Origin of the sequence: Synechococcus sp. Nb3U1 (assembly GCF_021533835.1) — a bacterium.
In the GTDB taxonomy this organism is placed as follows: domain Bacteria; phylum Cyanobacteriota; class Cyanobacteriia; order Thermostichales; family Thermostichaceae; genus Thermostichus.
In genome coordinates, this window is sequence record NZ_JAKFYQ010000002.1 from 557,677 (window position 1) to 581,599 (window position 23,923).

Below are 23,923 nucleotides of genomic sequence, written 5' to 3' on the forward strand. Positions count from 1 at the left end.
GGACGGGGATCAAGCTCAGGACAAGCGATCCCCAGGTTTATCAGGATTTAGATCCAGGTTCTCAACCCAACCCTTCACCCATTCACCGCGTCCGCCAGGATCCCTAGCTCAGGGGGTAACCATTGGTAGCGAGTGGGTTCAACCTCAGGCATTGCCGAATCCAACAAGCAGCGGCAAGGCCGCCGTTCCTCCAACATGGTGGTGGAACATGAGCAGCTGTAGATCTCCAGATAGTCGTCGGGATCCGCCTCAAAAATGGCATGCTGGCCAGGGAAGAGGGTGCGCTCCCAATGACCGGGGATCGTTCGGATCACCTGAACCTGACCGGAACCATTGATGAAGGCGTATCTTTTCATTGCGCTTTTTTTAATGGGGTTAAGAAAAACTTATTGCCTTTAAGCCAGGGTATCACCCCCTATCCCCGAGCGACAATAGCAAGCTGCCAAGACGGGGATCGCTCTTGCTGCTTGACTTTGGGCGATTTGTTCTTTCAGATTATTCCAGACAAGAAAATCGGATCCCGAGAAGAAGCCTGCCCTGGTAAACTAAGAAGAACAATCTGAAGACATCCTTAAGTTGGTCTTAATCATTCCGACATCACCAAGGGAGCACGCCGTGGACAATAAGTTGGGACTGGAAATTATCGAAGTTGTGGAACAGGCCGCTATTGCCTCCGCCCGTTGGATGGGAAAAGGGGACAACAAGACTGCCGACCAGGTAGCCGTGGAAGCGATGCGGGAAAAGATGAACCAGATCCTGATGCGCGGACGGATCGTGATTGGTGAAGGCACCCGTGACGAAGCCCCCATGCTCTATATCGGCGAAGAGGTGGGCATTTGCACCCGCCCAGATGCGGATCAATTCTGCCGCCTCGAGGAGTTGGTGGAAATTGATATTGCGGTGGATCCCTGCGAGGGGACCAACTTGGTGGCCAAGGGGCAGAACGGCTCTATGGCGGTGCTGGCCATTTCCGAAAAAGGCGGCCTCCTCAATGCCCCGGACATCTACATGCAAAAGCTGGCGGCTCCCCCCCAAGCCAAGGGCAAAGTCCACATCGACTATCCCCCCGAAAAGAACCTACAAATCATCGCCGAAAGCTTGGATCGGGAGATCTCCGACCTGACGGTGATCGTTATGGATCGCAAGCGCCACGCTCAACTCATCCAACAAATCCGCAACACTGGGGCACGGGTGAAGCTGATCACCGATGGGGATATCTCGGCAGCCCTCTCGGCGGGCTTTAACGGCTCCGGTATCCATGCCCTGATGGGGATCGGGGCTGCTCCAGAGGGGGTCATTTCCGCGGCAGCCTTGCGCTGCTTAGGAGCCCATTTCCAAGGGCGGCTGATCTACGACCCTGAAGTGGTGCAGGCGGGTACCTATTTGCCCCCGATCGAAGAAACCCGGCGGGAACTCAAAGAGAAGGGCATTGAGGATCCAGACAAGGTTTGGGAATGTGAAGAGCTAGCTAGCGGTCAGGAAGTCCTCTTTGCAGCCACAGGAATCACCGATGGCGACCTAATGAAGGGGGTACGTTTCTTCGGCGGTGGGGCCCGTACTGAGTCTTTGATCATCTCCAGCCAATCCCGCACCGTCCGCTTCGTGGATACCATCCACATGAAAGATGGCCAGCCACGCGGCTTACAACTGCGCTGAGGGATCCCGTTGCACAGACGGACTGCATGGGCGGCTTTCCGATGGCGAAGGTCGCCTCTGTTTTCTGTATCTCATTGGGAAGATTACGAAATCTATCGAATTTGGCCCGCAAAAAACGTAATAACTCTTCAGCAAAATCCTGCAAAACCCGCTCGATACTGGTTCTAGGGTTTAGGTAGGCTGAGAAAAGTTGCCTAACCTTGCTGGACTCAGGCGAAGGGAGTTCCTCCGCATCGGTCACGGCTTTCCGGTTCTCTCTGAAACAAAATTTGCTTTTGTTCAGGGTTGCTGTTTTTAATAACTTTCTGTGTAGAGACGACGGAGAGGCATGTTTATCGCGGTTGTCGGTCTTAGCCATCGCACGGCTCCTGTGGAAATTCGGGAGCAACTCAGCATTCCTGAGATGGAGGTGGGGGATACGATCCAGCAGCTTTGCGCCTACCCTCACATCGAGGAAGCTGCGATCCTCAGCACCTGTAATCGGCTAGAAGTCTATATCGTCACCCCAGAAATGGAGAGTGGCGTACGGCAGACGATGCAGTTTTTGGCCGAATCCAAAGGGATCCCGTTGGCCCAACTGCGTCCCCATTTGTTCACCCTCATCTACCAAGACGCCGCTATGCACCTGATCCGGGTGGCCGCCGGTCTGGATAGCTTGGTGCTAGGGGAAGGGCAAATCCTCTCGCAGGTGAAGAAAGCCCAGCAACTGGGTCAAGCCTGCAATGGCATGGATCGCATTCTCAATCGCCTCTTCAAGGCGGCCATCACCGCCGGTAAGCGCATCCGCACCGAAACGGAGATCGGCACTGGGGCCATGTCCATCAGCTCCGCTGCAGTGGAGCTGGCTTTGCAAGAACAGGGATCCCTCTCTCAAGGCAAGATCACCGTCGTTGGGGCCGGGAAAATGTCCCGTCTGCTGGTGCAGCACCTGTTGGCCAAAGGTGCGGTGGATATTACGGTGGTGAACCGTTCCCTGGAGCGAGCTGAGGAACTGGTTAAGCAATTCGAGCAACCGATCCAAGTGCTGCCCTGGGATGCCCTATTGAGCAGTGTGGCGGAGTCAAACTTGGTCTTCACCAGCACTGCGGCCACCCAACCCATCTTGACTTACCAGCAACTGGAAGGAGTGCTACAGCCGGATCAGCCCATCCTGTTGGTGGATATTTCCGTGCCCCGCAACATTGCTCCAGAAGTGGAGAAACTGAAGGGGGTACAGGTGTTCAATGTGGATCACCTCTCCCGCATTGTGGAGGAAAACCGGGCCCAGCGGCAAAAGCTGGCCCTGGCCGCCGAAGCTTTAGTGGAGGAAGAAGTGGATCAGTTCATGGAGTGGTGGCGCTCCCTGGAGACCGTACCCACCATCTCCAGCCTGCGCCACAAGGTGGAATCGATTCGTGAGCAGGAGATGGAAAAAGCCCTCTCCCGCCTGGGCAAAGACTTCGCCGAAAAGCATCTGGAAGTCATTGACGCCCTGACACGGGGCATCGTCAACAAAATCCTGCATGACCCGATGGTGCAACTGCGGGCCAAGCGGGATATCGAGGCGCGGCGAGCCGCCATGCACACCCTTCAGGAGCTGTTTAACCTAGATCCGATGCTGTTTCAGGCGCAGCAGGAACGCTAGGGATCCCTTGACGGGGAAGTACCCGCAAGACTTAAAGAATTGTAACAGCTCTCTCATTCTAGGTGGGGGGCTGCCCTTAGGATACAAAACGTAAGCCATGGGACTTGGGGTTATGTTCGGACAATACGAAGTGTTTGTGCAGTTGGCGCTGTTGGCCTTGATCGTCTTGGCTGGCCCGGTAGTGATCTTTTTGCTCTACCTGCGCGGCGCCGATATGTGAGGTTTGGAGAGTCCGGCAGTTGTCTCTACGAGTTAGCAGCTACAGCCCTTTCTCTAGTCGCCCAGTCAGCCTTTTCCAGCGTTATCGACTGCAGCGAGTCCAAATCAATCTTTGCCTGACAAGGATGTAGCTTTATCGAAGGCTCCTCGTAAAGTCGGGAAAGGCTATAGACTTGCCCATCCGTTGCTCATCGCGCCAGCGGGCCGGAGGCCTTGCAGGGGACGCAAGTACAGGCATCGTCACAGGAAACCCGTGAAAGGTCTGTAATCTGTGATAGGAAGTACCTGCAGTGGGGTGGCTTTCTCTCAACCAGCTCTTTCGGGAGGAGTGAGGAGAGAAAGTGGCCTACAATAATGTTTGCAAGTATTTGGTGGAAATGTTTCCCAACGCCTTTGCGGAGTGGCTGTTGGGATATCCGGTGGTCGCAGCTCAGATGCAGCCGACCGAGCTTTCTAGCCAACCTTTGCGGGCTGATTCTTTGATTCTCCTGGAAGCAGGAGAGCTGCTTCTACATTTAGAATTTCAAACGGATCCGGATCCAGAAATTCCTTTTCGTATGGCCGATTACTGTCTGCGCTTGTATCGACGCTATCCCCACAAGCAAGTGCGACAGATCGTGATCTACCTTAGAAAAACCCAGTCTGAGCGGGTGTATCAAACCTATTTTCAAAGAGGATCCCTGTTTCATCAATTCCAGGTCTTGCGCCTGTGGGAGTAGGATCCAAGGGGTCTGTTGGCTCATCCAGTGCTCCTCCCCTTTCTTGTCCTTACACAGCCGGAAAATCCGAAGGCTTATCTGCGCCAGGTCGCTGAGTCCACTGCCTCCATACCTGATCTCAAGCTGCAACGAGAAGTGCAAGCCGCCACAGCCGTTTTGGCTGGATTAACATGGACACCAGAGGCAATCCGTAACCTGTTGGGAGGGGCAATAATGCGAGAATCCGTCATTTACCAAGAGTGGCGAGCAGAAGCTCTCCGGGAGGGGTTGGAACAGGGTTTACAGCAGGGCCTGCAGCAAGGTTTACAGCAGGAAGCCACTGTACTTACCCTTCGACAACTGCGACGAAAGTTGGGGCCATTGCAGGAGGGAGTAGCCGAAACCATTGGAGCGCTATCCACCCAACAACTAGAAGCTCTGGCAGAAGCGTTGTTAGAGTTTCAAACTCCGGCAGATCTCATGGCCTGGCTGAGGGATCCCTCCTTGGAGTCAATTTAGGGAGCCACCGGTAGAGGTGTAGGGCTAGCGAAGCTGTTTAGCAATGTAACGCTCCTTTGCGTTAGAGTTGTAAACAAATGCTTGCGGCAGCTTGCCTCAGGCGCTCTATCTCACCTGGCTTCATTTATGTCACTCCCCATCCGTAACGTCGCCATCATCGCCCACGTTGACCATGGTAAAACGACCCTCGTGGACGCGCTGTTGCGGCAGGCGGGTACCTTTCGCGAGGGGGAAGACATTCCCAGCTGTGTGATGGACTCCAATACCCTGGAGCGGGAACGGGGCATCACCATCCTGTCTAAAAATACGGCGGTTCGCTACGGCGAAACCCTGATTAATATCGTCGATACGCCCGGCCACGCCGACTTTGGTGGTGAGGTGGAACGGGTGCTGGGGATGGTGGAAGGGTGCCTGCTGATCGTGGATGCCAACGAAGGCCCGATGCCGCAAACCCGCTTTGTATTGCGCAAGGCTCTGGAAAAGGGCCTCCGCCCGATCGTGGTGGTGAACAAAATTGATCGGCCTCGCGCCGAGCCTTATAAAGCCATTGACAAAGTGCTGGATCTATTTTTGGAGCTAGGAGCGGACGAAGACCAGTGCGATTTTCCCTATCTGTTTGCCTCTGGACTGCAGGGCTTTGCCCTCGAAGAAGCCGACCTCAACGACTTTTTGGAGGGGAAATACAGCGGATCCCTGGATATGCAGCCCCTTTTTAACGGGATCCTCAAGCACGTTCCCCCCCCGATTGGAGATGCCAGCAAGCCGCTGCAGTTGCAAGTCACCACCCTGGAATACTCGGAGTATCTGGGCCGGATCGTCATCGGCAAGATCCACAACGGCACCATTCGTCTGGGGGAGCAACTGGCCCTAGTGAAGGAAGAGGGCAAGATCGTCAAAAACAAGGTGACTAAGCTGTTTGGCTTTCAGGGTTTGCAGCGGATCGAACTTACTGAAGCCACGGCTGGACAAATTGTGGCGGTGGCCGGATTTGCGGATGCCAACATTGGCCACACCCTCACCTCTCCTGAAAATCCCCAGGCCCTGCCCTTGATCAAGGTGGATGAGCCGACCCTGCAGATGGTGCTCTGCGTCAACGATTCCCCTTTTGCCGGTCAGGAGGGCACCTTTGTCACCTCCCGGCAACTGCGGGATCGACTGATGCGGGAGTTGGAAACCAACGTCGCCCTGCGGGTGGAAGAAACCGACTCTCCGGATCGCTTCTTGGTGTCGGGTCGGGGTGAACTGCACTTGGGCATTTTGCTCGAAACCATGCGGCGGGAAGGCTATGAGTTCCAGGTGGGACAGCCACGGGTGATCTTCCGCGAGGTGAATGGCCAACCCTACGAACCCTACGAGTGCTTAGTACTGGATGTGCCGGAATCGGCGATGGGATCCTGCATCGAACGGCTGGGACAGCGACGTGGCGAAATGCAGAACATGATGGTCGGCTCCGATGGCCGGGCACAGTTGGAATTTGTCATTCCGGCGCGAGGGTTGATTGGGTTTCGGGGTGAATTCATCCGCATGACCCGTGGCGAAGGGATCATGAGCCACAGCTTTTTGGAGTACCGCCCCCTGACCGCCGAAATGGAGATGCGTCGCAACGGGGTGCTGATCGCCTTTGAAGAAGGGGTGGCCACCAGCTACTCCCTCAAAAATGCCGAGGATCGGGGCGTGTTTTTCATCACTCCCGGTACCCGTGTTTACAAGGGCATGGTGGTGGGCGAGCACAATCGCCCGCAAGATCTGGAATTAAATATCTGCAAAACCAAGCAGTTGACCAATCACCGTGCCGCCGGCGGCGAAGAATTGGTGCATCTGCAAAGCCCTGTGGATATGAATCTAGAGCGGGCTCTGGAATATATCAGCGAGGATGAACTGGTGGAGATTACACCCCAGTCGGTGCGCCTGCGTAAAGCTCAGTTGACCACCTCTCGCCGTTAACCAAACAGATTCCTAACGGGAAATCAACGAGGCATTTTGGCCTAGAGATGGTATGAAATGTTTCCTTGATTAGTTGGGTGCCCTATCATGGGAAGGGTTACTGGCTCTGGATGAGCTCTGGCTCGACCTAAAAACAGCAGATCGGTAAGGCATTTCCTGCCAAGATGGCTGCTCACCCCATCGAAGTGCGCCGGCACCTTCAATCCCTGAGGCGTATGGAGAGCAAACCCAAGCACCCTGTCTCTGAACAGGGATCCCTCTCCGTACCAGGCAAGATCTGCGGTGTGGAGGCGAGCGATTCTGTCTCTTCTTCAACGTCGCACTATTTCCCCATGATCTTACAGGGCTTAGTCCTGGGGATAATCGTCTGGTCATTGTCTGATCCAAGGGATCCCAGCACCTTTCGCTTGATCTATGCCAACCCCGCTGCTTCCCAGTTGTTGGGTTTTGAGTTGACGACCCAATTGGGCCAGCGGATGGTGGATGTGTTCCCAGAGGTAGAGTCGCGGGGTATTTTGCGGCTGTACACGGACGTTCTATGGTCCGGCCAGCCATGGGAAGGCGAAGATTTAACCTACGGTGATGGACAAGTGGTCGAAAGTGTTTTCCAAGTTAAGGTTTTGCCTCTTGATGAATGCACTATCTGCACCATTTACGAAAATATAACGGCAAAGAAACGGCTGGAGCAAGAACCTATAGCCCTTTTTGAACAAGAACATTCGGCACGAAAACAGGCCCAAGCCGCTGAAGCCAAAATCACAGCAATTTTGGAAAGCATTACCGATGGTTTCTTCTTAGTAGATGCTGAGTGGAACTTTACATACTTAAACTCGCAAACAGAACCCCTTTTGGGTCGTAGCCGTGAGGAGTTGCTTTCATTGGTTTGTCTGGCCTACAACTGCTGCCCCTGAAAGAGCAAGCAAAATTTGAAGGGTTTCTAAAAGCCGTAGCCACAGGATCTCCATTTGAGTTGGAAAGTCAGCATCAACGCAAAGATGGCACCTTAATTCTGGTGATTATGAGTGGCCGTTGTTTTTCGTTGCAGGGGGAGACCTACTTTCTAATGGCGGTGCGGGATATTACTGAGAAAAAGCAACTCGTCGAAAATTTTTTTATTGATGAAAATTATGTGCGCGTTCACATCGACGCCAAGGTTGGGCCTTATGTGGCGATCTCCGTTAGCGACACTGGCAGCGGGATCCCTCCCGAAATGCAGCAGAAAATTTTTGAGCCGTTTTTCACCACTAAACCCCTAGGGCAAGGGACTGGCTTGGGGCTTTCCACCGTTTTGGGGATCATTCAAAGTCAAAGTCATGGTGGATTCATCAATGTCTACTCTGAGGTAGGGCAGGGCAGTCAATTCAAGGTTTACCTCCCCGCTGTCGAAAACGCCATTACCGTAGCCTATCGAGATCAGCAGAGGGAATTGCCCCGTGGACAGGAAGAACTGATTCTGTTAGTGGATGACGAACCAGACATTCGAGAATTGACCCGTTCGACTCTGGAGCATTTCGGCTACCGCGTACTTACAGCCAGTGAAGGAACGGAGGTGATTGTGCAGTTCGTCCAACATCAGAAAGAAGTCGCCCTAGCTTTAGTAGATATGATGATGCCGGTTATGGATGGAGCGCAAACTATTCGTGCTCTTTTACAATTGCAACCAGATTTGAAGGTAATTGCCATTAGCGGACTATTAACCAATGGACATAGTGCCGCCTTGGCCAGCAGCAATGTGAAGGCGTTTCTCAGCAAGCCTCATACCGCCGAAAAATTGTTGACAACCTTGCAGCGTGTGTTATGCCCAGGGGGATCCCGTTAGCCCAACCAAAATTGGGGTCGCCCCCGCTGCCGCAGATAAAAGGCCAAATTGGGGAAGTAAAATGCCCCCCAGATTCCAGTCGCAACCATACCCGCCCCAAACAGGATCAGCCACAGGCGCGGACGGCTGTGAATTTTTTCGTTGCCCACCTGCACATAGGCCAGATCCAACCAGGCGGTATTGCCCCGGCGAAACCAGCCCACCAGCTTGACCCGTTTGCCCATTAAAGCGCGGAGCCGTTTCAGACCAGAAAAAACATTGCCCACCGGCCCTAAAGGAGAGGTAAAACGCACCGGGATCAAGCCTGTTGCATCCTGTAGCTTCAGCTCTGCCCCTAGTTGATAACCGGAGCGCCCTAACCCCACTAATTCCCCTTCCAGTTCCACCCACTGGCCTCGACGGGGATCCGCATAGGGATCCGCAACCAAAGTCAGCACATCCGCTGGCCTGGCCTCTAAGGTGCGTGGATACATCAAGCCCGCCTTGGCCCACAGCCCCACCCCGTAGCCCGCCACCACCGCCGCCACGATCACCTTCGGATCCAACCGATTTTGCATGGCCAAGTATAGGATCAACCCCACCAGCCAGCCGATCAGGATCCCGACCACCTCGGCAGCATAAATGGCCAGATCCAGCCAAAATTTGCCTTTCAAGCGGGCACTATCCAACCTTTGCCCGTCTTTGCTGTTGAGTCCCAGCTCAATGGGCAAGCGCAAGCGTTCTCCGTAGCCAGCCAAGAGATTGAGTCGGTGCCCCATCAATGGGTGGCTGGAATTGACCTGCATCCACCGCGCCCAGGGGTTGTACTGATCCCAGAGAAACACTCGCCCGGCCTGCCCCGGATCCTCAACGCGATTGGCTGCCCCGGCAGCAGTGGTAGTCTTGAAATCCAGGAAGCTAAACAGGCGGGTGCAGTGCAACAGGGAGGAGGGTCGCTTGATCGTTTTGTGGGCTTCTTGGATCCCATCGGCACTTTTGAGCAGAGCGCTGATCAACCCGTTGGGATTGCCCGTTACCTCGATCGCAAAATGGTCGGCATGATAGGTACCCAAGCGACACAAGAAAAAAAGTGGGTAGGACAACAAAGTGTAAACCAGATAGAGCAGAGGGGCGACATGGCCGATCAAGTCTTTGCGCCGGCTCTGGCCCCGCCCTTCCCCCAGTTTGCTCACCTGCTCTAAAGCCAGGTAAATCAGTTGAATCGGGGATCCCAGCAGCGTCATGAACAGGGCATCCCCATTAACTATTCGCCCTAAAGCCTGAGCATACACAGCGGCGATTTCGTCCTCGGAAAGTTGCTCCAGCAGCCCTTGGGTGACTACAATTCGGCAGCCATCGGCCAGGGTGCCATAGACAAAAGCGAGCGGCCCAGCGTTCGGGATCACCCCGAGGCGAGGTTGTTTCACCTGTTTCTGGGCGCAGATCCGTTGCAGGAGGCGGGCGGTTTCGGGACTGTGGCGCTCGATCTCACTGAGACTGGCCCAGCGCAATTTGTGTAGCCGCTGGTGGAGCTGATCCATCAACCAAGGGGCAAAAAACAAAATGCCCACCCCAAAGTTGACCGCTAAGCTACCGGCTACCAACCCGCGCAAGCCATTGCGCAACCAGGGCAGCAAGCCCCGCAACCCAGACAGTTGCCGTGGAAACCCCAAACGGTTGAAATCCAATTGTCCGCCCACCAGCACAAAGCAAAGCCACCAGAGCAGGGCAATCGCCACCACAAGGGATCCCCACTTGGCCCAGCGCAAGGATCCGGCCCGATCCGGCAAGGGAATCTTCATGCCCAGTTGGGTAGCCCGTTGATGAGAAGACGGGGATCCCGCATCGGGTTGAGTCCGAGGGGCTGGCTCTACAGGGAGGGGGGGAGCAGAACGCTTTTCGGCAGCTTGAGCGGGTGAAGGATTTGAGAGCTTTTCTAGGACGGGCAGGCGGGGCAGGATTTTTTGGGCCCAGCTTTGCACTTGTGGGTTGGGGTGTTGTAGCAGTTCGAGGCAGAGGGAACGCGCCTTTTGCATTAGCCCCGATTGATGGTAGGCCCTGACCAGGTTCATTTTGGCTTCTAGGATTTCGCCCTCGGGTTGGGCTGCCGGGATCCCTTGGGCCAAGTAATCTTCAAAAAGTTGAATGGCTTCTTGAAAACGGCCCTGCCGCAGCGCCTCTTTGCCTGCCCGAACGGCATCGGAGATCATCAGCTTGCTCCTGTCGCGGATCTGCCTGCTACCCCAGCTTACCCAGGGATCCGACCTAGGGATGCCTTATCCCCCCGAAGAGGGTAGTTGAGAGACCAGCAAATCTATCTGGGTGGGGTAGCCCGTTCGGGATCCCAGATGAATTTTGTCTATCCATTTATCTATCCACTGTCTATCCACGCCGATGGCGGCACTCCCGTACCTTATGGCAGCCAGCAGAAAAAATACACTTGTTGGCTCAGTTAGGTTGCCAAAACTCAAGGCAACATCTGCAAATATTCCGAGAAAATGACTTAACCGAGCCATGCTCAAATCTTAAACTTATCTTGGTTGGCATCTCACTTTTTCTCGGTCAGGATTGTGGTCTGCGCAAAAAATCAAAGAACAAGAAGAGTACAATAGTACAATAGGAAGATTACAACAATGAGCCGCTACGTCAAACAGATAACTCTTAGATTAGGTCTTGTTGTCGTTTTTATAGCAGCTTTTTTCTTTTATACGCAATCCACTGGAGAGTCGGTCAAGTTTAGTGCTCCCTTTGACAGAGCTGTTGCCAGCTCTGGTACAGAAGTCTCGGTCTCGGGAGAGACGGTATCGGGGATTGTTTTTGAGGATTTGAATCAGGATGGCGAACATCAAGCAGATGAGCCTGGGATCCCGGAGATCATTGTCTCCAATGGGCGTGATGTGACCCTAACGGACTCGGAGGGAGCCTATAGCCTGCCCGTCTTCGATAACATGACCGTTATGGTCAGTAAGCCTTCTGGCTACAGAGTGCCCCTAAATGAAGACTATGTGCCGCAATTTTCCTACATCCACAAGCCAGAGGGTACACCCACACAACTTCGCTATGGTGGGATAGCCCCAACCGGGCCATTGCCAGACTCTGTTGATTTTCCCTTAACTCGCAGCGAGGAAACAAGCTCCTTCTCCTGTGTGGTGATGGGAGATACACAGCCCTACTCCAACACCGAGATAGGCTATGTCCGGGATACGATTGTCAAAGATCTTCTTGCCCAGGATCTCTCTTCCTCAAGGTGCATGATTTTGCTGGGGGATGTGATTGGGGATGACCTCAACCTATTGCCGAGATTTATGAATGTGATGGGAGCCGTTGGTTTGCCTCAGTATTACATCCACGGTAACCATGACTACGACTTTGATGCTAATTCCGATGAGGACTCGGCAGACAGTTGGCGCCGCATTTATGGCCCCAATTACTTTAGCTTTGAAATTGGCGACGTTTTCTTCGCTGTGCTGGATAATGTGGTTTACCCCTGTGGTGAGGCCGATAGCGGTACGGGTGGCCGTGAAGCTTGTACTCGGGCAGATGCGGATCCCACCTACAATGCCCGGGTTCCTGAGCAGCAGATGACTTGGTTGCAGAACACTTTGGAGTATGTGCCCAAGAATAAGTTGGTGGTGCTGATGCATCACATTCCGCTGGTGTCTTTTATCGACAGCAATACTGGGCGCCACCAAACCGATAATGCCAATGATCTCTATCAACTCCTGGAAGGGCGACCGGCTTTATCCCTTTCGGGACACACACACACCTACGAAATTCTTGCCACAGGAGAATCCTACAAGGGCTGGCAGGAGCAAGTGGAGGTTTCCCGCCTTCCTTTTGACCATATCGTGGGGGGCGCACCTTCCGGTAACTGGTGGCAGGGGGATTTTAGCTTCGACGGGATCCCGATGGCCTTCACCCGTGGGGGCACGCCTCCCGGCTACTTGATCCTCCAATTTGACGGTGCTGACTACCGCGTAGACTTCTATGCCTCTAATCAAGCTCAGGATCGGAAGATGGCTTTATCATTTAACACCCCAGCCTTCCGCTCCTGGTTTACCACCCTCTGGCAATGGCAAGACGAAAAAGGCCCAGGCACTGAGGAGATCCCTCCCCTGACGGTAAATGATCTGGAGGATCTGAAGCTCTTTACCCCGGATGAGCTAGCGGCAGGGGTTTACTTGACGGCCAATGTTTGGAGCGGGGAACGCAACACCGAGGTCATGGCCAGCATCGATGGGGGCGATCCCCAGGAGATGGTTCGGACTCAGGCGGGAGAAGGGGAAGATATTTTGTCGGGGGCAGAGTATGCGGATCCTTTCGCGGTACTCCGCCAGCTAACCATTGGGCGCTACGCCTATAAGAGTACCTCTGGAGATGAGCGGGCTCAGGGATTTGAGATTTGGCAGGGATCCCGTTTTGGGCCGGTAGCTCCTCAGGGTATGGCCAGTTGGGGTATTGCCAACAGTTCCACCCATCTCTGGCGGTTGCCATTGTCTGCCGATCTGCCAGTGGGATCCCATGTGGCCAGGGTTACGGTGAAGGATCGCTACGGGCGGGAATTTGTGGAGCAGATCCCCTTCGAAGTGCGAACAGAACGACCCTTCAAGTACTGGGATAATGCGCTTTGGGAGGGGTAGTAAGGATCCCTTCACCGCCTCAGTAGGCGCCGCCGTAGACGATCCAGGGCCGTTTGAGCGCTCCACCAGCGCACCCCTTCTCTACCGCGCAAGCTGCCGAACTGGTACTCCTGTACCTCTGTTTTCCCGTCGGGATCCGCTAAACCCAGATACACCAGACCCACCGGCTTGGTAGCGGTGCCTCCATCCGGCCCGGCAATACCCGTAATGCTCAAGGCCCAATCGGAGCCGAGGGTCTGCTTTGCTCCAAGAGCCATTTGGGCAGCGACGGGCTTGCTGACGGCTCCGTATCGTTCCAGAGTAGCTGGATCCACCCCCAATAGGTGCTCTTTGATGCGGTTGTCATAGGCCACCACCCCACCGAGGAAGTAACCCGAGCTGCCCGGGATCCCGGTGAGCAACTGCCCCAGCAACCCGCCCGTGCAAGACTCGGCCACTGCCAGGGTTTGTCCTTGTTTTAAGAGCAGCTCTCCCACCACCGAAGCCAAGGTTGCCTCATCGCTGCCGAAGTAGTCTTCTCCGGCAATTTCCAAGATCTGCTGGATCACCGGGGCGATCAACGCTTGGGCCTGTTCGCGGGTGGGGGCCCGTCCGGTCACCCGCAGGCGCACTTCCCCTTGGCTGGCATAGGGAGCTACCGTGGGGTTTTTGCCCGCCAACAGGGATCCCACCCGTTCGGCCAAGGTGGATTCGGGAATGCCCCAATGGCGTAACACCTGGCTGTGAAAGACCTCTTGTCCCCAACCGACGGAGCGTAAATAGGGCACGGCAGTCTCCTGCCACATTCTGTGCATTTCTCGGGGTACCCCAGGAAAGGTGAGGATTCTCAGGTTAGGCCTAGGTTGCCAGATCAACCCACAGGCGCTGCCGACCGGATTGGGCAATACCGCCGCTCCCTTGGGTAACAAGGCTTGCTTGCGATTGCTAGACGAAGGGACAATCCCCCGCTGCCCGTACTTTTGTAGGATTTCTTCCCACACTTGGGGGTGCTCCACCATCTCCACCCCAAAGAAGGAAGCCAGCGCCTCATGGGTGAGATCATCCGGGGTCGGTCCCAAACCCCCTGTAGTCAAAATCAGGCTGGAACGGCCACAGGCCACCTCTAAAGCGTGGTGAATGCGGGCCTCGTTATCCCCGACCACCGTTTGGTAATGGTGCGGGATCCCCAGTTGCGCCAGTTCGGTGGCTAGATATTGGGCATTGGTATTAGTGATCTCCCCCAAAAGCAACTCCGTTCCGATACAGAGGATCTCAGCCTCTTGGGGAATAACGGCTTGCGGCGGGATCATACTTGGCCTCGTGCTCAGGTTAGTCGCAAGTTTGGCACTCCACAAGCCTACTAGCTTGCTTCCATTTGCGGTAGAAGTGGGCTTTATGGCGATTTCACTGTACAGCCTTTTCCAGCGTTATCTGATACAGCAGATTCAGGTCAATCCTTTGCTCCATAATGTTTTTTGCCTAGCTCAAGAGCCTACGTAAAGTCAGAAAAGGCTGTAAGGATCCGACCGATCCTCAGTTCAAACTTTTCATCGTCAGTCCCAGTTTGTTCGAATCCTATCGCAATCCCATTCAATCGGCTGATGTGCTAATCTGCTTGTTGAAATTGCTTGTTGAAATTGCTGACCTTCCCAACTCAGGAACAATCCATCTGTGGATCTGGACTCCTACCGCATCCAAAGCTGCGCTAATTCCGCCACAAATTTCAGCAAGCTGAGGCTGAGCCAAAAGGAGCTCTCACCCCTGAATTGGAGGTGCCAATCCGATCATTGCTAGTCGGCACCGGCAAACGCATGATTTCCCGCCTGCATCACCACCAAATTCACCAGGCTATCCACCAAGCGCTCTGCTTCCATAGGAATTACCTCTTTGCCGTGCAACATTTCCTGCACAATCATGTAATGCACCAACGAGCCGAAAAAAATTCGTGCGACGGCCTCTGGATCTTTCAGCTTTAGGTCGGGATAAGAGCTTAGGTACTCCGAGATTACGTTCAAGCCATGGATCTCTATGTGGGTTAGAAAGGTTTTGCCCAAGTTTGGAAAACGGCCCGACTCTGCTATTAAAAGTCGCATGAAGGGAAGAATAAACTCGTCTTCAGAAACTTTATGGATTATACTTAGGGCAATTTGCTTTAATCCAGCTTTGAGATCGTAGGCACTATTATCTCGAAATTGGTTATCCGAAACATTATCCTGAAGAAGCTCTAAAAAAACAGACATTCTTTGCTCAGTGAACTGATCAATCAAGGCAACAAAAAGATGTTCCTTGTCTTGAAAATGACTGTAAACAGTTGCTTTGGAAACCCCTGCCGAACTCGCCACTTTATCCATGCTAGTACCCGCATAGCCATGTTCCAGGAACTCTTGGAGAGCTCCCTGGAGAATGGCCTCTTCTTTGGTCAGAGTGGTAGTAGGCATTGTTAGCATCTCAATAAGTTGTGGGGAAGGCGCTAAAGACCCCGACAAGGTTGAGATCCCAACCGTGATTGCAAACTCATGGAAAGGACGGATCTCATCGGTTGCCAACGAACAGGGGAAGCATAGAGTAGAGCAAGGAAGGGTAGTCCTAGTCTAGTGGAACAAGATCCAAAGGGATCCAGATAGCCCAGGCTGCTCTCTGTGGAGACCTAGAAGCGGAAGATATTGAATAGCCGGAAGAAGCGAGGCGGCAAAGGCTGAGGATTGAGGGCAACGTTATTGAGGGAGCTCGAGAAGGCACTAGGCAGCCCCCCGACGATGATAATACCCCCTGAGATCGTTTCAAGTTGGTCATCGCTGAGGGCATCAGCTTCATTCAGGCTATCTGAGTGAGGGCTGGGATCCTGTGCAGACATTTTTAGACTCCTAAACGGGATGAACCGATCCTATAGGGCTATTACTGTCTGTTCTCTGATACGGATCACCCCTTGATATGGATCACCCCGCTTCTGTGATCATCCCCAGACTGAACTGTTGATTAAAGATCCCTCTTCCCCTCTGAGATTCCCTGGCTGAGTCAGAAGCCCTATACTGCCAGCCCCTTTCGGCAAAATCCTGGCGTTGCATTTTCCCCTCGCCCTGATTATTGCTTTCCTGCCCCCTGCCTGTGCAAACCCTTCTAGACTTACCAACCTGGAACGGATGAAAGACCAAGCCGGGCTCACTCGGGATAACGGTTACGATCCCACCCTCTACCAACGGGATCCAGTTCTGGTGGTGGATTTGGTGCGAGATAGTGCTGTCTAGGAGCCAGCCTCAACTTCCACCCCATCTCGACTTGAGGCCATTTTTCGCTGGGCAGAAAGCCGGGAAGAACTGTTTTTGAGGCAGATCTTGCTGAGCATTAGCTTTTATCAAGAGCAACACAATTCACAAGAACTGGTAAATAGGGGGTCTGAAGGACAGAGGCGGCCTTGATGCATCTCCAAACTGGAGAAGAGATCTCTGAAAAGGGATCCCGGAGCCGGTCCAAACGGAGGGAGGGATGGGTATCCGGCGGGTTCTGGAGCTGCTGTTTCAAAATCGGATCTCCAGCTTCTTTGGCATGGATGTACTGGTATCCTCACTGGCGTTGTGGATTTCTATCTCTAGCGAGAGATCCCGACTGGGCATGAAACGGTGTATGTGCTGAGCAACCTGGCGGGGGATCCCTGATGTCCGTTGAATTCATCGTCAAACAAGCACTCCAGCGGGGGATCCTCCCCGACGATCGGCTCAGCCACCTGCTGCACCTAGCGGAGAATGAGTCCCTGAGCACCTACGAATTAAATCTCATCGATCAGCTTTTAGAGGCTCTGCGATTGGGACAAATCCGGATTCAGCACGACACACCTCAAGATCCCGTTTCTCTTTAGAAAGACTTAGAAAGACCCAGTGAGATCGGCAATGATTGGAGGGATTACTTGACGGTCTTTTCCCACCTCCGCCAACCGATTCAGAAGCCGTTCCCCTGCTGTTTCTGAAATGTGCAGCAGATTGTTGGGGCGGAAATTACTCTAAAAAATTGGGACTTAGGTTGGGGATTTCCCCATTCGGCTAGACTTTCACTAAGCTAGTATTAAGTCTACAAGTAATTTTAAAACAATTTCTTCCGAGGAGTTGTGTATGACTACCTTTGCCGATCCAACCCAAAAATGTATGTCCGCTGCCTTCAAGGAAGAACGTAAGTTGCAAGATTGTATTCAACGACTCTTGAAGCGTGGAGTTCCCAACGATCGCATCTCTATTATTGGACGAAACTTCCAAACCGAAGCCAAAATCACCGGGTTCATCACCCGTAAGGAGGTGATTATGGATGGTCTGACCAGTGGTGCTATCTATGGATCCCTATTTGGATCTTTACTGGGGGCTTTGATGGGGGTAGGAGTTTTGTTTGTGCCCTTTTTTGGGACCAGGGTTGGGATCGGCCCTGATCTCACTGGGGATGCCACAGGATAAAGCAGCGATTTATCAAACCCGTGTGCAGGCAGGTGAGTTTTTGCTGGTGGTGCAAGTGCCCGAAGAAAAATCAGGTGAAACCTACCTGCTGCTCCAGAGTTCTGGTGGCGAAGAGCTTTCGATCAATGATTTAAATCTTCCCAGTGAGCCTGAGGGATCCCTTACACCAGAAACCATTTCACCAGACATCCGTTCTGATTTATCTGAAGAAGCGCAGCAAACCTTGCAGCAAACCTTTGTAGAGGCCTACAATCAAAGTCGTCAGGATAATTATGATCATAGCAATGCTTTGCTAAGGGCTTGGGACAAGGTTAAACAGTTTTTCGAGCGGGATGACAAGGGGATCTTTTCCAAACGTAAATCCTAAGATCTCTGAAATCTTTGTCCCTGTCTAGCTAGCTGGTTTCAACTGGATTCCGGTTCGCAGGCTTAGGAGGCTACCGATGGCCGCCAGTGACTTCAAGGATTACTACCAAATCCTGGGGGTAAGCAAGGATGCGTCTCCCGATGAGATCAAGCGTGCCTATCGCAAGCTGGCTCGCAAATATCACCCGGATGTCAACCCTGGCGATCAGCAAGCGGAGGAGCGCTTCAAAGCCATCAACGAAGCCCATGAGGTGCTCTCGGATCCGGAAAAACGGCGCCGCTACGACCAGTTTGGGCAGTATTGGCAGCAGGGGGGATCCCAAGCCAGTACTGCCACTGGGTTTGAGGGCTTTGGGCAGTACGGCAGCTTTGATGACTTTATTAACGAGCTGCTGGGGCGCATGGGATCCCGCCAGGGGTACACCACAGGGTTTGCTGGGTTCAGGCCAGTGGATCTGCCGGGGCAGGATGTAAAAGCTAGCCTCACCCTTACATGGCCGGAGGCTTTTGAGGGTTGCCAAAAGCGGCTGACCCTCAACGGCGAAACCATCACCCTTCGCATCCCCCCTGGTGCCAAGCAGGGCAGTCGCCTACGGGTCAAAGGTAAGGGGCAGGTCAGTCCCTTTGGCAGCCAGCAACGGGGGGATCTTTTTCTCAACCTGGAGCTTCCACCCCATCCCTTCTTTCGGTTTGAGGGGGATGACCTACTTTGTGAGATCCCGATCACTCCGGATGAGGCTGTCCTGGGAGCTACTGTGGAGATTCCCACTCCTACGGGCAAAGTCCAGCTCAAGATCCCCGCTGGGGTGGATAGTGGCCAGATCCTACGGCTGCGGGGGCAAGGCTGGCGGGATCCCGAGGGGCAGCGGAGCGATCTACGGGTGCGCCTCAAGGTGGTTACCCCCAAAACCCTGAGCTCAGAAGAGCGGGAACTCTACGAAAAACTTCGACATCAGCGGCAGTGGGATCCCCGTCGCTCACTGAAGGAGGTGCATCTATGAGCCTAGCCATTGTCCAGTTGGAGGAGCGATTTTATACCTTAGAGCAAACCACCGAGGCCACCCAACTGCCCTTGCATCTATTGGAATGGCTGATTGGACAGGGACTAATCGAGATGGAAAACCAGTATCTGGCACCTCAGCAGGTGCGGCGGCTAATACAGATGAAGAGGTTGCATCGGGACTTAGGCCTTAACTGGACCGGTGCAGCCATGGTGCTGGATATGGCTCAGGAAATTGCTCAGCTCAAGGCTCAGTTACGGGTTTATCGGGGTTTCTGATAGCAACAATTATCAACAATGACCCAATAAACAAAACAAACGCCAGAAGGATAAGCAGCATGGAACACATTATTCGTCGCAGTCAAGTTATTGGCCTAGTGGCTCTCGATGGCACCACCGCCACCGGCCTTGGTCGTGTGGAAGAAATTTGGGTCGATCCCCAGGGACGAGTGAGCTACTTCACCAGCAGCCAGGGTTACACCCCTCTAGAGCAAATTTCGGTGATTGGCCCGGATGCGCTGTTGACCTATGCCAATGTTTTTACGACCCCCAAGCTCCCGCTCAGCTCTTTGTACAAGCGGGTGGTGCGTCTGGGGGACCAGCCAGTGGGCTGGATTGAAGATTTCTTGTTCGACTGGGAAACGGGGGATATTGCCGCCTACATCTTGGGGGGCAGCATTGCTGAGCCTTGGGGAGGGAGAGCGGTACTCTTTCCTGATGATGTCGAAGTGATTGATCTGGAAGCTGTGGTCGTGCGGCAGGATGCTCCCCAACGGCTCAAGTCCGAAGCAGAAGGACTCAGGGGCTTTTTGAGCGAAAAATCTCAGCAGGTGAAGCAACTGGTGCAGCGTATGGGGGATCGCCTCAAAAGTTTGGTTGCCCCTCAGGATCCCCCTGAGATCGTGCGGGTTAAAATTCAGCAGGTGCGAGAGGAGCTGGCCAAGGTAGGCCGATTTGACCACCCTCTGCTGGACGAAGCAACCGAGTATTTGCAGCAGGGTTGGGAACGCTGGCAACAGCGGTTAAGCCGAGCTGGTCAACGGATGCAGGCCGCCCTCAGCGCCGCATGGCAAAAACTCACTGAAAAAGACTGAGCTTGCTGCTCAGGGATCCCTTTTTCGCCCCCAACCCATCCCTTTCGTCGTAAGTCACCCTTCCGAAGCCTTGGCCCAAACCCGTCACCTTTTCTCATTCTCAGTCTGCCAAGGCAAACAGACTGCTCCAGTCTTGGTTGGGTACTTCAGGTTTGGCCACAATCTCGACGATCCGATTTCGAGCTGCGGGTTGGAACAAGCTTTCTACAGCCACTTGTGCCACTTTCGTACGGGGAATGCTGCCCTCAAACAGGGTATCGGCTTTGGATAGAACGATGCCATCGTTGTTGTCCTGATTTTTCAGGCCCCCTGGCCGCACAATGGTGTAAGTGAGACCACTTTTTTGTAGGTATTGTTCCGCCTGCTTTTTCCACACCAAGATCAGCCAAAACAAATTGAGCGGATGAAAAAACTGCGACACGCATAAAGAAGAGACCAAAACAAAGTGTTGGATCCCTTGGCTTTTGGCCATATTCACCAAATTCTTAGTGCCTTCGTAATCGACCCGGTAGGGCTGGAAGGGATCCCAGCTGGGTCTGGCCCCAGTGGCACACAAGACCACTGTACATCCCTCCATACCTGCCTTGAGGGTGGCTGGATCCAGCACATCCCCTACCACAATCTCAGCCTCTGGAGGCAAAACTTGAGCCGCCAATTCCCGACTGCGCACCAGCGCTCGTACCCGGATCCCACGGCCGACCAGCTCCTGAACAATGCGGCGCCCAGTTTCTCCAGTCGCACCTGCAACAAAGGCTTGCATACAGTCTCTCTTTTATCCCTAAAGCTTTCAATCGATAAAGTTCGGCGAAGATACTTTAGCATTGACCCTCATAAAAACATTATCTTCTCAAAAGTTGCCCGGATCCCAATCCAGCCTGTGACAGCATAAGGGGATCCCTGCACGCGTCGATTTTATGGTTGCTCAAGCTACCCTCCCTGCTTACGAGACCCAAACCCAAACTATTGCCCAATCGTTGTTAGCGTCAGTTACAGGAGAAGGCAAGTCCCTGCTGTCCCAGTGGCGGGATCAACTGCGCTGGGAGGATAGGCTGCTGGCTTGGGCGATGGAAAATCCCCACCTGCGGGCGCAAATGTTTCGCCTCATCGATGTGCTGCCCAGTCTGAAAAGCAAAGCAGAAGTGGCTCGACATTTGCAGGAATACCTCTCGGATGCGGCGGTGGAGTTGCCGGGTCTGTTGAAGAACCTGCTCAATTTTGCGGATCCCGACTCGATTCCCGGACAGTTGGCGGCCACCACCCTGACCACTGCTGTAGAAGCCCTGGCCCACCGCTACATCGCCGGAGAAACCCTGAAGCAGGTAAGCAAAACCCTCGAAACTCTGCATCGCCAGGGCATGGCCTTCACGGTGGATTTGCTGGGAGAAGCCGTCATCACCGAAGCCGAAGCCCAATCCTACTGGGAGCGCTACCTGCAGGTGATGGAGCATTTGGCAGCAGCCGTGAAGACTTGGCCACAACCTTCTCCTCTACCCCAGGTGTCGGTAAAGCTGACGGCCTTCTATTCCCAATTCGACCCCCTGGATCCGGTGGGGGCCAAAGCCAAAGTAGGAGAGCGGATCCGCCCCCTCCTGCGACGGGCCGCCGAACTGGGGGTAGAGATCCATTTTGATATGGAGCAGTACCGCTACAAGTCCCTCACCCTGAGCATTTTGCAGGAGCTGCTCCTGGAGCCGGAGTTCAAAAGTCGTACCGATATTGGCCTGACCTTGCAAGCCTACCTGCGGGATAGCTACGCTGATTTGCAGAATCTGATCACCTGGGCCAAAGAACGTGGATCCCCGGTAACGGTGCGCTTGGTGAAAGGGGCCTATTGGGATCAAGAAACCATCCTGGCGGCTCAAAAACACTGGCCGCAACCGGTTTATAACGACAAATCTGCCACCGATGCCAATTTTGAGCGCCTAACTCAACTGCTGTTGGAGCATTACACCCATCTCTACGCTGCCATTGGCAGCCATAACATCCGCTCCCAAGCCAAGGCCATCGCCATTGCCCAAGCTCTAGGAGTGCCCAAGGAGGCGTTTGAACTGCAGGTGCTCTACGGCATGGCGGACAAACTGGCTAAAGCCTTGGTGCAAACGGGGCATCGGGTACGGGTGTACTGCCCCTACGGGGAGTTGCTGCCAGGGATGGCCTATTTGATCCGGCGTTTGTTGGAAAATACCGCCAACAGTTCTTTCTTGCGGCAAAGCGTTCAGGGTTGTGACGCGGCACAACTACTGGCCCCCCCGGTCTTCAATGAGGGATCCGTTTTTCATCAGGCCCCTGCCCCCCTCTCCTTTGTGGCGGCCCCCGATACGGACTTCAGCCAACCCCAGCAACGGGATCCCTTTTTTCAAGCCCTAGAAAAAATTCGCACCCAACTAGGCCAGCCAGTACAGCCCTGGATTGCCGGCAAGCCCGTGGCCACAGCAGAGAGCATTCCTTCCCTGAACCCCGCCCACCCCACCCAAGTGGTGGCCCAGATTGGCTTAGCCAGCCCTGAGCAGGTGGAAGCAGCCATTGCAGCCGCCCAGGCTAGTTTTCCCCTTTGGAAGCGTACCCCCATCTCGGTTAGAGCCGGGATCCTGCGGCGGGTAGCAGAGCTGATAGAGGGGCAGCGGGCGGAATTGGCCGCTTGGATGGTGCTGGAGGTGGGCAAACCCATTGCGCAGGCGGATGGGGAAATTTCCGAGGCCATCGACTTTTGCCGCTACTACGCCCAGCAGATGGAAACCCTAGAGCAGGGGCAAGCGCGGGATGTTCCGGGGGAAACCAACCGCTACCACTACCAACCCCGCGGCTTGGCGGTGGTAATCGCTCCCTGGAACTTCCCCCTCTCCATTCCCTGTGGCATGACGGTGGCAGCCTTGGTGGCGGGCAACTGTGTGCTGCTCAAACCGGCGGAACAATCCTCCCTGATCGCCTCCCAATTGGCTGGCTATATCCGCACCGCCCTAGACGAGGCCGGGATCCCAGCGGGGGTCTTTCAGTTTCTGCCGGGGGTAGGGGAACACATCGGCCCGCTGTTGGTCAAAGATCCGAGGGTACATCTGATCGCCTTCACCGGATCCCAGGCGGTAGGCTGCCAGATCCTCGCCCAAGCCGCCCAACTGCAACCGGGCCAGCACCACATCAAACGGGTGATCGCCGAGATGGGGGGCAAAAACGCCATCATCGTGGATGAAAGTGCCGACTTGGATCAGGCCATCAAAGGGGTGATCAACTCCGCCTTTGGCTACAGCGGCCAAAAATGCTCCGCTTGTTCGCGGGTCGTTGTTTTGGAGCCGATTCACGATTTGGTTTTGGGACGATTGATCGAGGCCACCCAGTCTTTGAATGTTGGGGATCCCGCCCATCCCAGCACCCAAGTAGGCCCGGTGATCGATGCAGAAGCGCAAACCCGGTTGCACCAGGCCATTGCCTCTGCCCAAGCCTATGCCCGTTTAGAACTGAGCCTGCCGGTACCGGAACAGGGTTACTATGTCGGCCCCACTCTGTTTAGCCAAGTGGATCCGCAGTCGGAACTGGCCCAACGGGAGTGGTTCGGCCCGGTACTTGCCATTTTGCGTGCCCCTAACTTTGCTGGCGCCCTGGAAATAGCCAACGGCACCCCCTACGCCCTCACGGGTGGTCTCTACAGCCGCACTCCCTCCCATATCCAACAGGCCCGCCAAGAGTTTGCCGTCGGCAACCTCTACATCAACCGCGATATCACGGGGGCCTTGGTGGAGCAGCAACCCTTCGGAGGCTTCAAGCTGTCCGGGGTGGGATCCAAAGCTGGTGGCCCCGACTACCTGCTGCAATTCTTAGAACCCCGCACCATCACCGAAAATATCCAGCGCCAGGGCTTTGCCCCAATTGAGGGATCCTAGAGATACTGGCCGTAAAAAAATCCCCTGGCTATGGCCAGGGGATCCAAATCGTTAGTTAGTCAGTCACTAGAACAA

Annotated in this window: 23 protein-coding genes; 17 read left to right on the forward strand and 6 right to left on the reverse strand. The window is 54.3% G+C overall.

Going from position 1 to position 23,923, the window contains the following annotated elements; genetic code table 11:
* Positions 1–74 precede the first annotated feature (74 nt).
* Positions 75–356 (reverse strand): DUF1830 domain-containing protein, encoded by a 282-nt coding sequence (locus L1047_RS13180; RefSeq protein WP_235279425.1) that lies wholly within the window; start codon positions 354–356, stop codon positions 75–77.
* A gap of 259 nt (positions 357–615) precedes the next feature.
* Here L1047_RS13180 and glpX point away from each other — a divergent pair, with 259 nt between their 5' ends.
* The 8 genes from glpX to L1047_RS13220 all read left to right on the forward strand — a co-directional run bounded on the left by glpX (position 616) and on the right by L1047_RS13220 (position 8,479).
* Positions 616–1,656 (forward strand): class II fructose-bisphosphatase, encoded by a 1,041-nt coding sequence (glpX, locus tag L1047_RS13185; RefSeq protein ID WP_235279426.1) that lies wholly within the window; start codon positions 616–618, stop codon positions 1,654–1,656.
* A 328-nt stretch (positions 1,657–1,984) separates the two neighbouring features.
* Entirely contained in the window at positions 1,985–3,280 is a 1,296-nt protein-coding gene (locus L1047_RS13190) for a glutamyl-tRNA reductase (RefSeq protein WP_235279427.1), read from the forward strand.
* Positions 3,281–3,392: 112 nt separating this feature from the next.
* The gene (gene psb30 / locus L1047_RS13195; RefSeq protein WP_235279688.1) at positions 3,393–3,500 is read left to right on the forward strand and encodes a photosystem II reaction center protein Ycf12/Psb30; all 108 of its coding nucleotides are present in this window, start codon (positions 3,393–3,395) and stop codon (positions 3,498–3,500) included.
* A 340-nt stretch (positions 3,501–3,840) separates the two neighbouring features.
* Positions 3,841–4,218 carry a hypothetical protein gene (locus tag L1047_RS13200; RefSeq protein WP_235279428.1) on the forward strand — a complete coding sequence of 126 codons (378 nt, stop codon included), beginning with the start codon at positions 3,841–3,843 and terminating at the stop codon, positions 4,216–4,218.
* 15 nt (positions 4,219–4,233) lie between these two features.
* Positions 4,234–4,716: a DUF4351 domain-containing protein gene (locus tag L1047_RS13205; RefSeq protein WP_235279429.1), complete on the forward strand. Its 483-nt coding sequence runs from the start codon at positions 4,234–4,236 to the stop codon at positions 4,714–4,716.
* Between the two features lie 126 nt (positions 4,717–4,842).
* The gene (typA, locus tag L1047_RS13210) at positions 4,843–6,660 is read left to right on the forward strand and encodes a translational GTPase TypA (protein WP_235279430.1); all 1,818 of its coding nucleotides are present in this window, start codon (positions 4,843–4,845) and stop codon (positions 6,658–6,660) included.
* Between the two features lie 164 nt (positions 6,661–6,824).
* Positions 6,825–7,571 carry a PAS domain-containing protein gene (locus L1047_RS13215; protein WP_235279431.1) on the forward strand — a complete coding sequence of 249 codons (747 nt, stop codon included), beginning with the start codon at positions 6,825–6,827 and terminating at the stop codon, positions 7,569–7,571.
* Positions 7,544–8,479, forward strand: a complete 936-nt coding sequence (locus L1047_RS13220; protein WP_235279432.1) for a response regulator — start codon at positions 7,544–7,546, stop codon at positions 8,477–8,479. Before L1047_RS13215 ends, L1047_RS13220 begins: the two co-directional genes overlap by 28 nt.
* Here the strand turns inward: L1047_RS13220 and L1047_RS13225 are convergent.
* Positions 8,476–10,668: a M48 family metalloprotease gene (locus tag L1047_RS13225; protein WP_235279433.1), complete on the reverse strand. Its 2,193-nt coding sequence runs from the start codon at positions 10,666–10,668 to the stop codon at positions 8,476–8,478. The genes L1047_RS13220 and L1047_RS13225 overlap by 4 nt on opposite strands.
* Positions 10,669–11,283: 615 nt before the next feature.
* Here L1047_RS13225 and L1047_RS13230 point away from each other — a divergent pair.
* On the forward strand, positions 11,284–13,098 hold the full coding sequence (locus L1047_RS13230) for a calcineurin-like phosphoesterase C-terminal domain-containing protein (protein ID WP_235279434.1): 1,815 nt from the start codon (positions 11,284–11,286) through the stop codon (positions 13,096–13,098).
* A gap of 11 nt (positions 13,099–13,109) precedes the next feature.
* On the opposite strand, the gene L1047_RS13235 is transcribed toward L1047_RS13230, so the two are convergent.
* From L1047_RS13235 to L1047_RS13245, 3 genes are all read right to left on the reverse strand, one after another.
* Positions 13,110–14,387, reverse strand: coding sequence for a competence/damage-inducible protein A (locus tag L1047_RS13235; protein ID WP_235279435.1), 1,278 nt, complete (start codon positions 14,385–14,387; stop codon positions 13,110–13,112).
* Positions 14,388–14,867: 480 nt separating this feature from the next.
* Complete coding sequence (locus L1047_RS13240) at positions 14,868–15,515, reverse strand: TetR/AcrR family transcriptional regulator (protein WP_235279436.1); 648 nt, start codon at positions 15,513–15,515, stop codon at positions 14,868–14,870.
* Positions 15,516–15,724: 209 nt separating this feature from the next.
* Positions 15,725–15,931, reverse strand: coding sequence for a hypothetical protein (locus L1047_RS13245; RefSeq protein WP_235279437.1), 207 nt, complete (start codon positions 15,929–15,931; stop codon positions 15,725–15,727).
* A 599-nt stretch (positions 15,932–16,530) separates the two neighbouring features.
* Between L1047_RS13245 and L1047_RS16810 the strand changes: the two genes are divergently transcribed.
* The 7 genes from L1047_RS16810 (at position 16,531) to L1047_RS13275 (ending at position 19,973) form a co-directional block, all read left to right on the forward strand.
* Positions 16,531–16,707, forward strand: a complete 177-nt coding sequence (locus L1047_RS16810) for a DUF2834 domain-containing protein (RefSeq protein ID WP_443081730.1) — start codon at positions 16,531–16,533, stop codon at positions 16,705–16,707.
* A gap of 22 nt (positions 16,708–16,729) precedes the next feature.
* Positions 16,730–16,930 carry a hypothetical protein gene (locus L1047_RS13250; protein WP_235279438.1) on the forward strand — a complete coding sequence of 67 codons (201 nt, stop codon included), beginning with the start codon at positions 16,730–16,732 and terminating at the stop codon, positions 16,928–16,930.
* Between the two features lie 250 nt (positions 16,931–17,180).
* A complete protein-coding gene (locus tag L1047_RS13255; RefSeq protein WP_235279439.1) occupies positions 17,181–17,513 on the forward strand; it encodes a hypothetical protein in 333 nt (110 codons plus the stop codon).
* Entirely contained in the window at positions 17,473–17,880 is a 408-nt protein-coding gene (locus L1047_RS13260; protein WP_235279440.1) for a ChaB family protein, read from the forward strand. The genes L1047_RS13255 and L1047_RS13260 overlap by 41 nt, the downstream gene beginning before the upstream one ends.
* Before the next feature lie 76 nt (positions 17,881–17,956).
* A complete protein-coding gene (locus L1047_RS13265; RefSeq protein ID WP_235279441.1) occupies positions 17,957–18,880 on the forward strand; it encodes a DnaJ C-terminal domain-containing protein in 924 nt (307 codons plus the stop codon).
* Entirely contained in the window at positions 18,877–19,158 is a 282-nt protein-coding gene (locus L1047_RS13270; protein ID WP_235279442.1) for a chaperone modulator CbpM, read from the forward strand. The genes L1047_RS13265 and L1047_RS13270 overlap by 4 nt, the downstream gene beginning before the upstream one ends.
* Positions 19,159–19,217: 59 nt before the next feature.
* Positions 19,218–19,973 carry a photosystem reaction center subunit H gene (locus L1047_RS13275; RefSeq protein ID WP_235279443.1) on the forward strand — a complete coding sequence of 252 codons (756 nt, stop codon included), beginning with the start codon at positions 19,218–19,220 and terminating at the stop codon, positions 19,971–19,973.
* A gap of 100 nt (positions 19,974–20,073) precedes the next feature.
* Here L1047_RS13275 and L1047_RS13280 read toward each other — a convergent pair whose 3' ends face one another.
* A complete protein-coding gene (locus L1047_RS13280; RefSeq protein ID WP_235279444.1) occupies positions 20,074–20,733 on the reverse strand; it encodes an SDR family oxidoreductase in 660 nt (219 codons plus the stop codon).
* A gap of 154 nt (positions 20,734–20,887) precedes the next feature.
* Here L1047_RS13280 and pruA point away from each other — a divergent pair, with 154 nt between their 5' ends.
* Positions 20,888–23,848, forward strand: coding sequence for an L-glutamate gamma-semialdehyde dehydrogenase (gene pruA / locus L1047_RS13285; protein ID WP_235279445.1), 2,961 nt, complete (start codon positions 20,888–20,890; stop codon positions 23,846–23,848).
* Positions 23,849–23,923 lie beyond the last annotated feature (75 nt).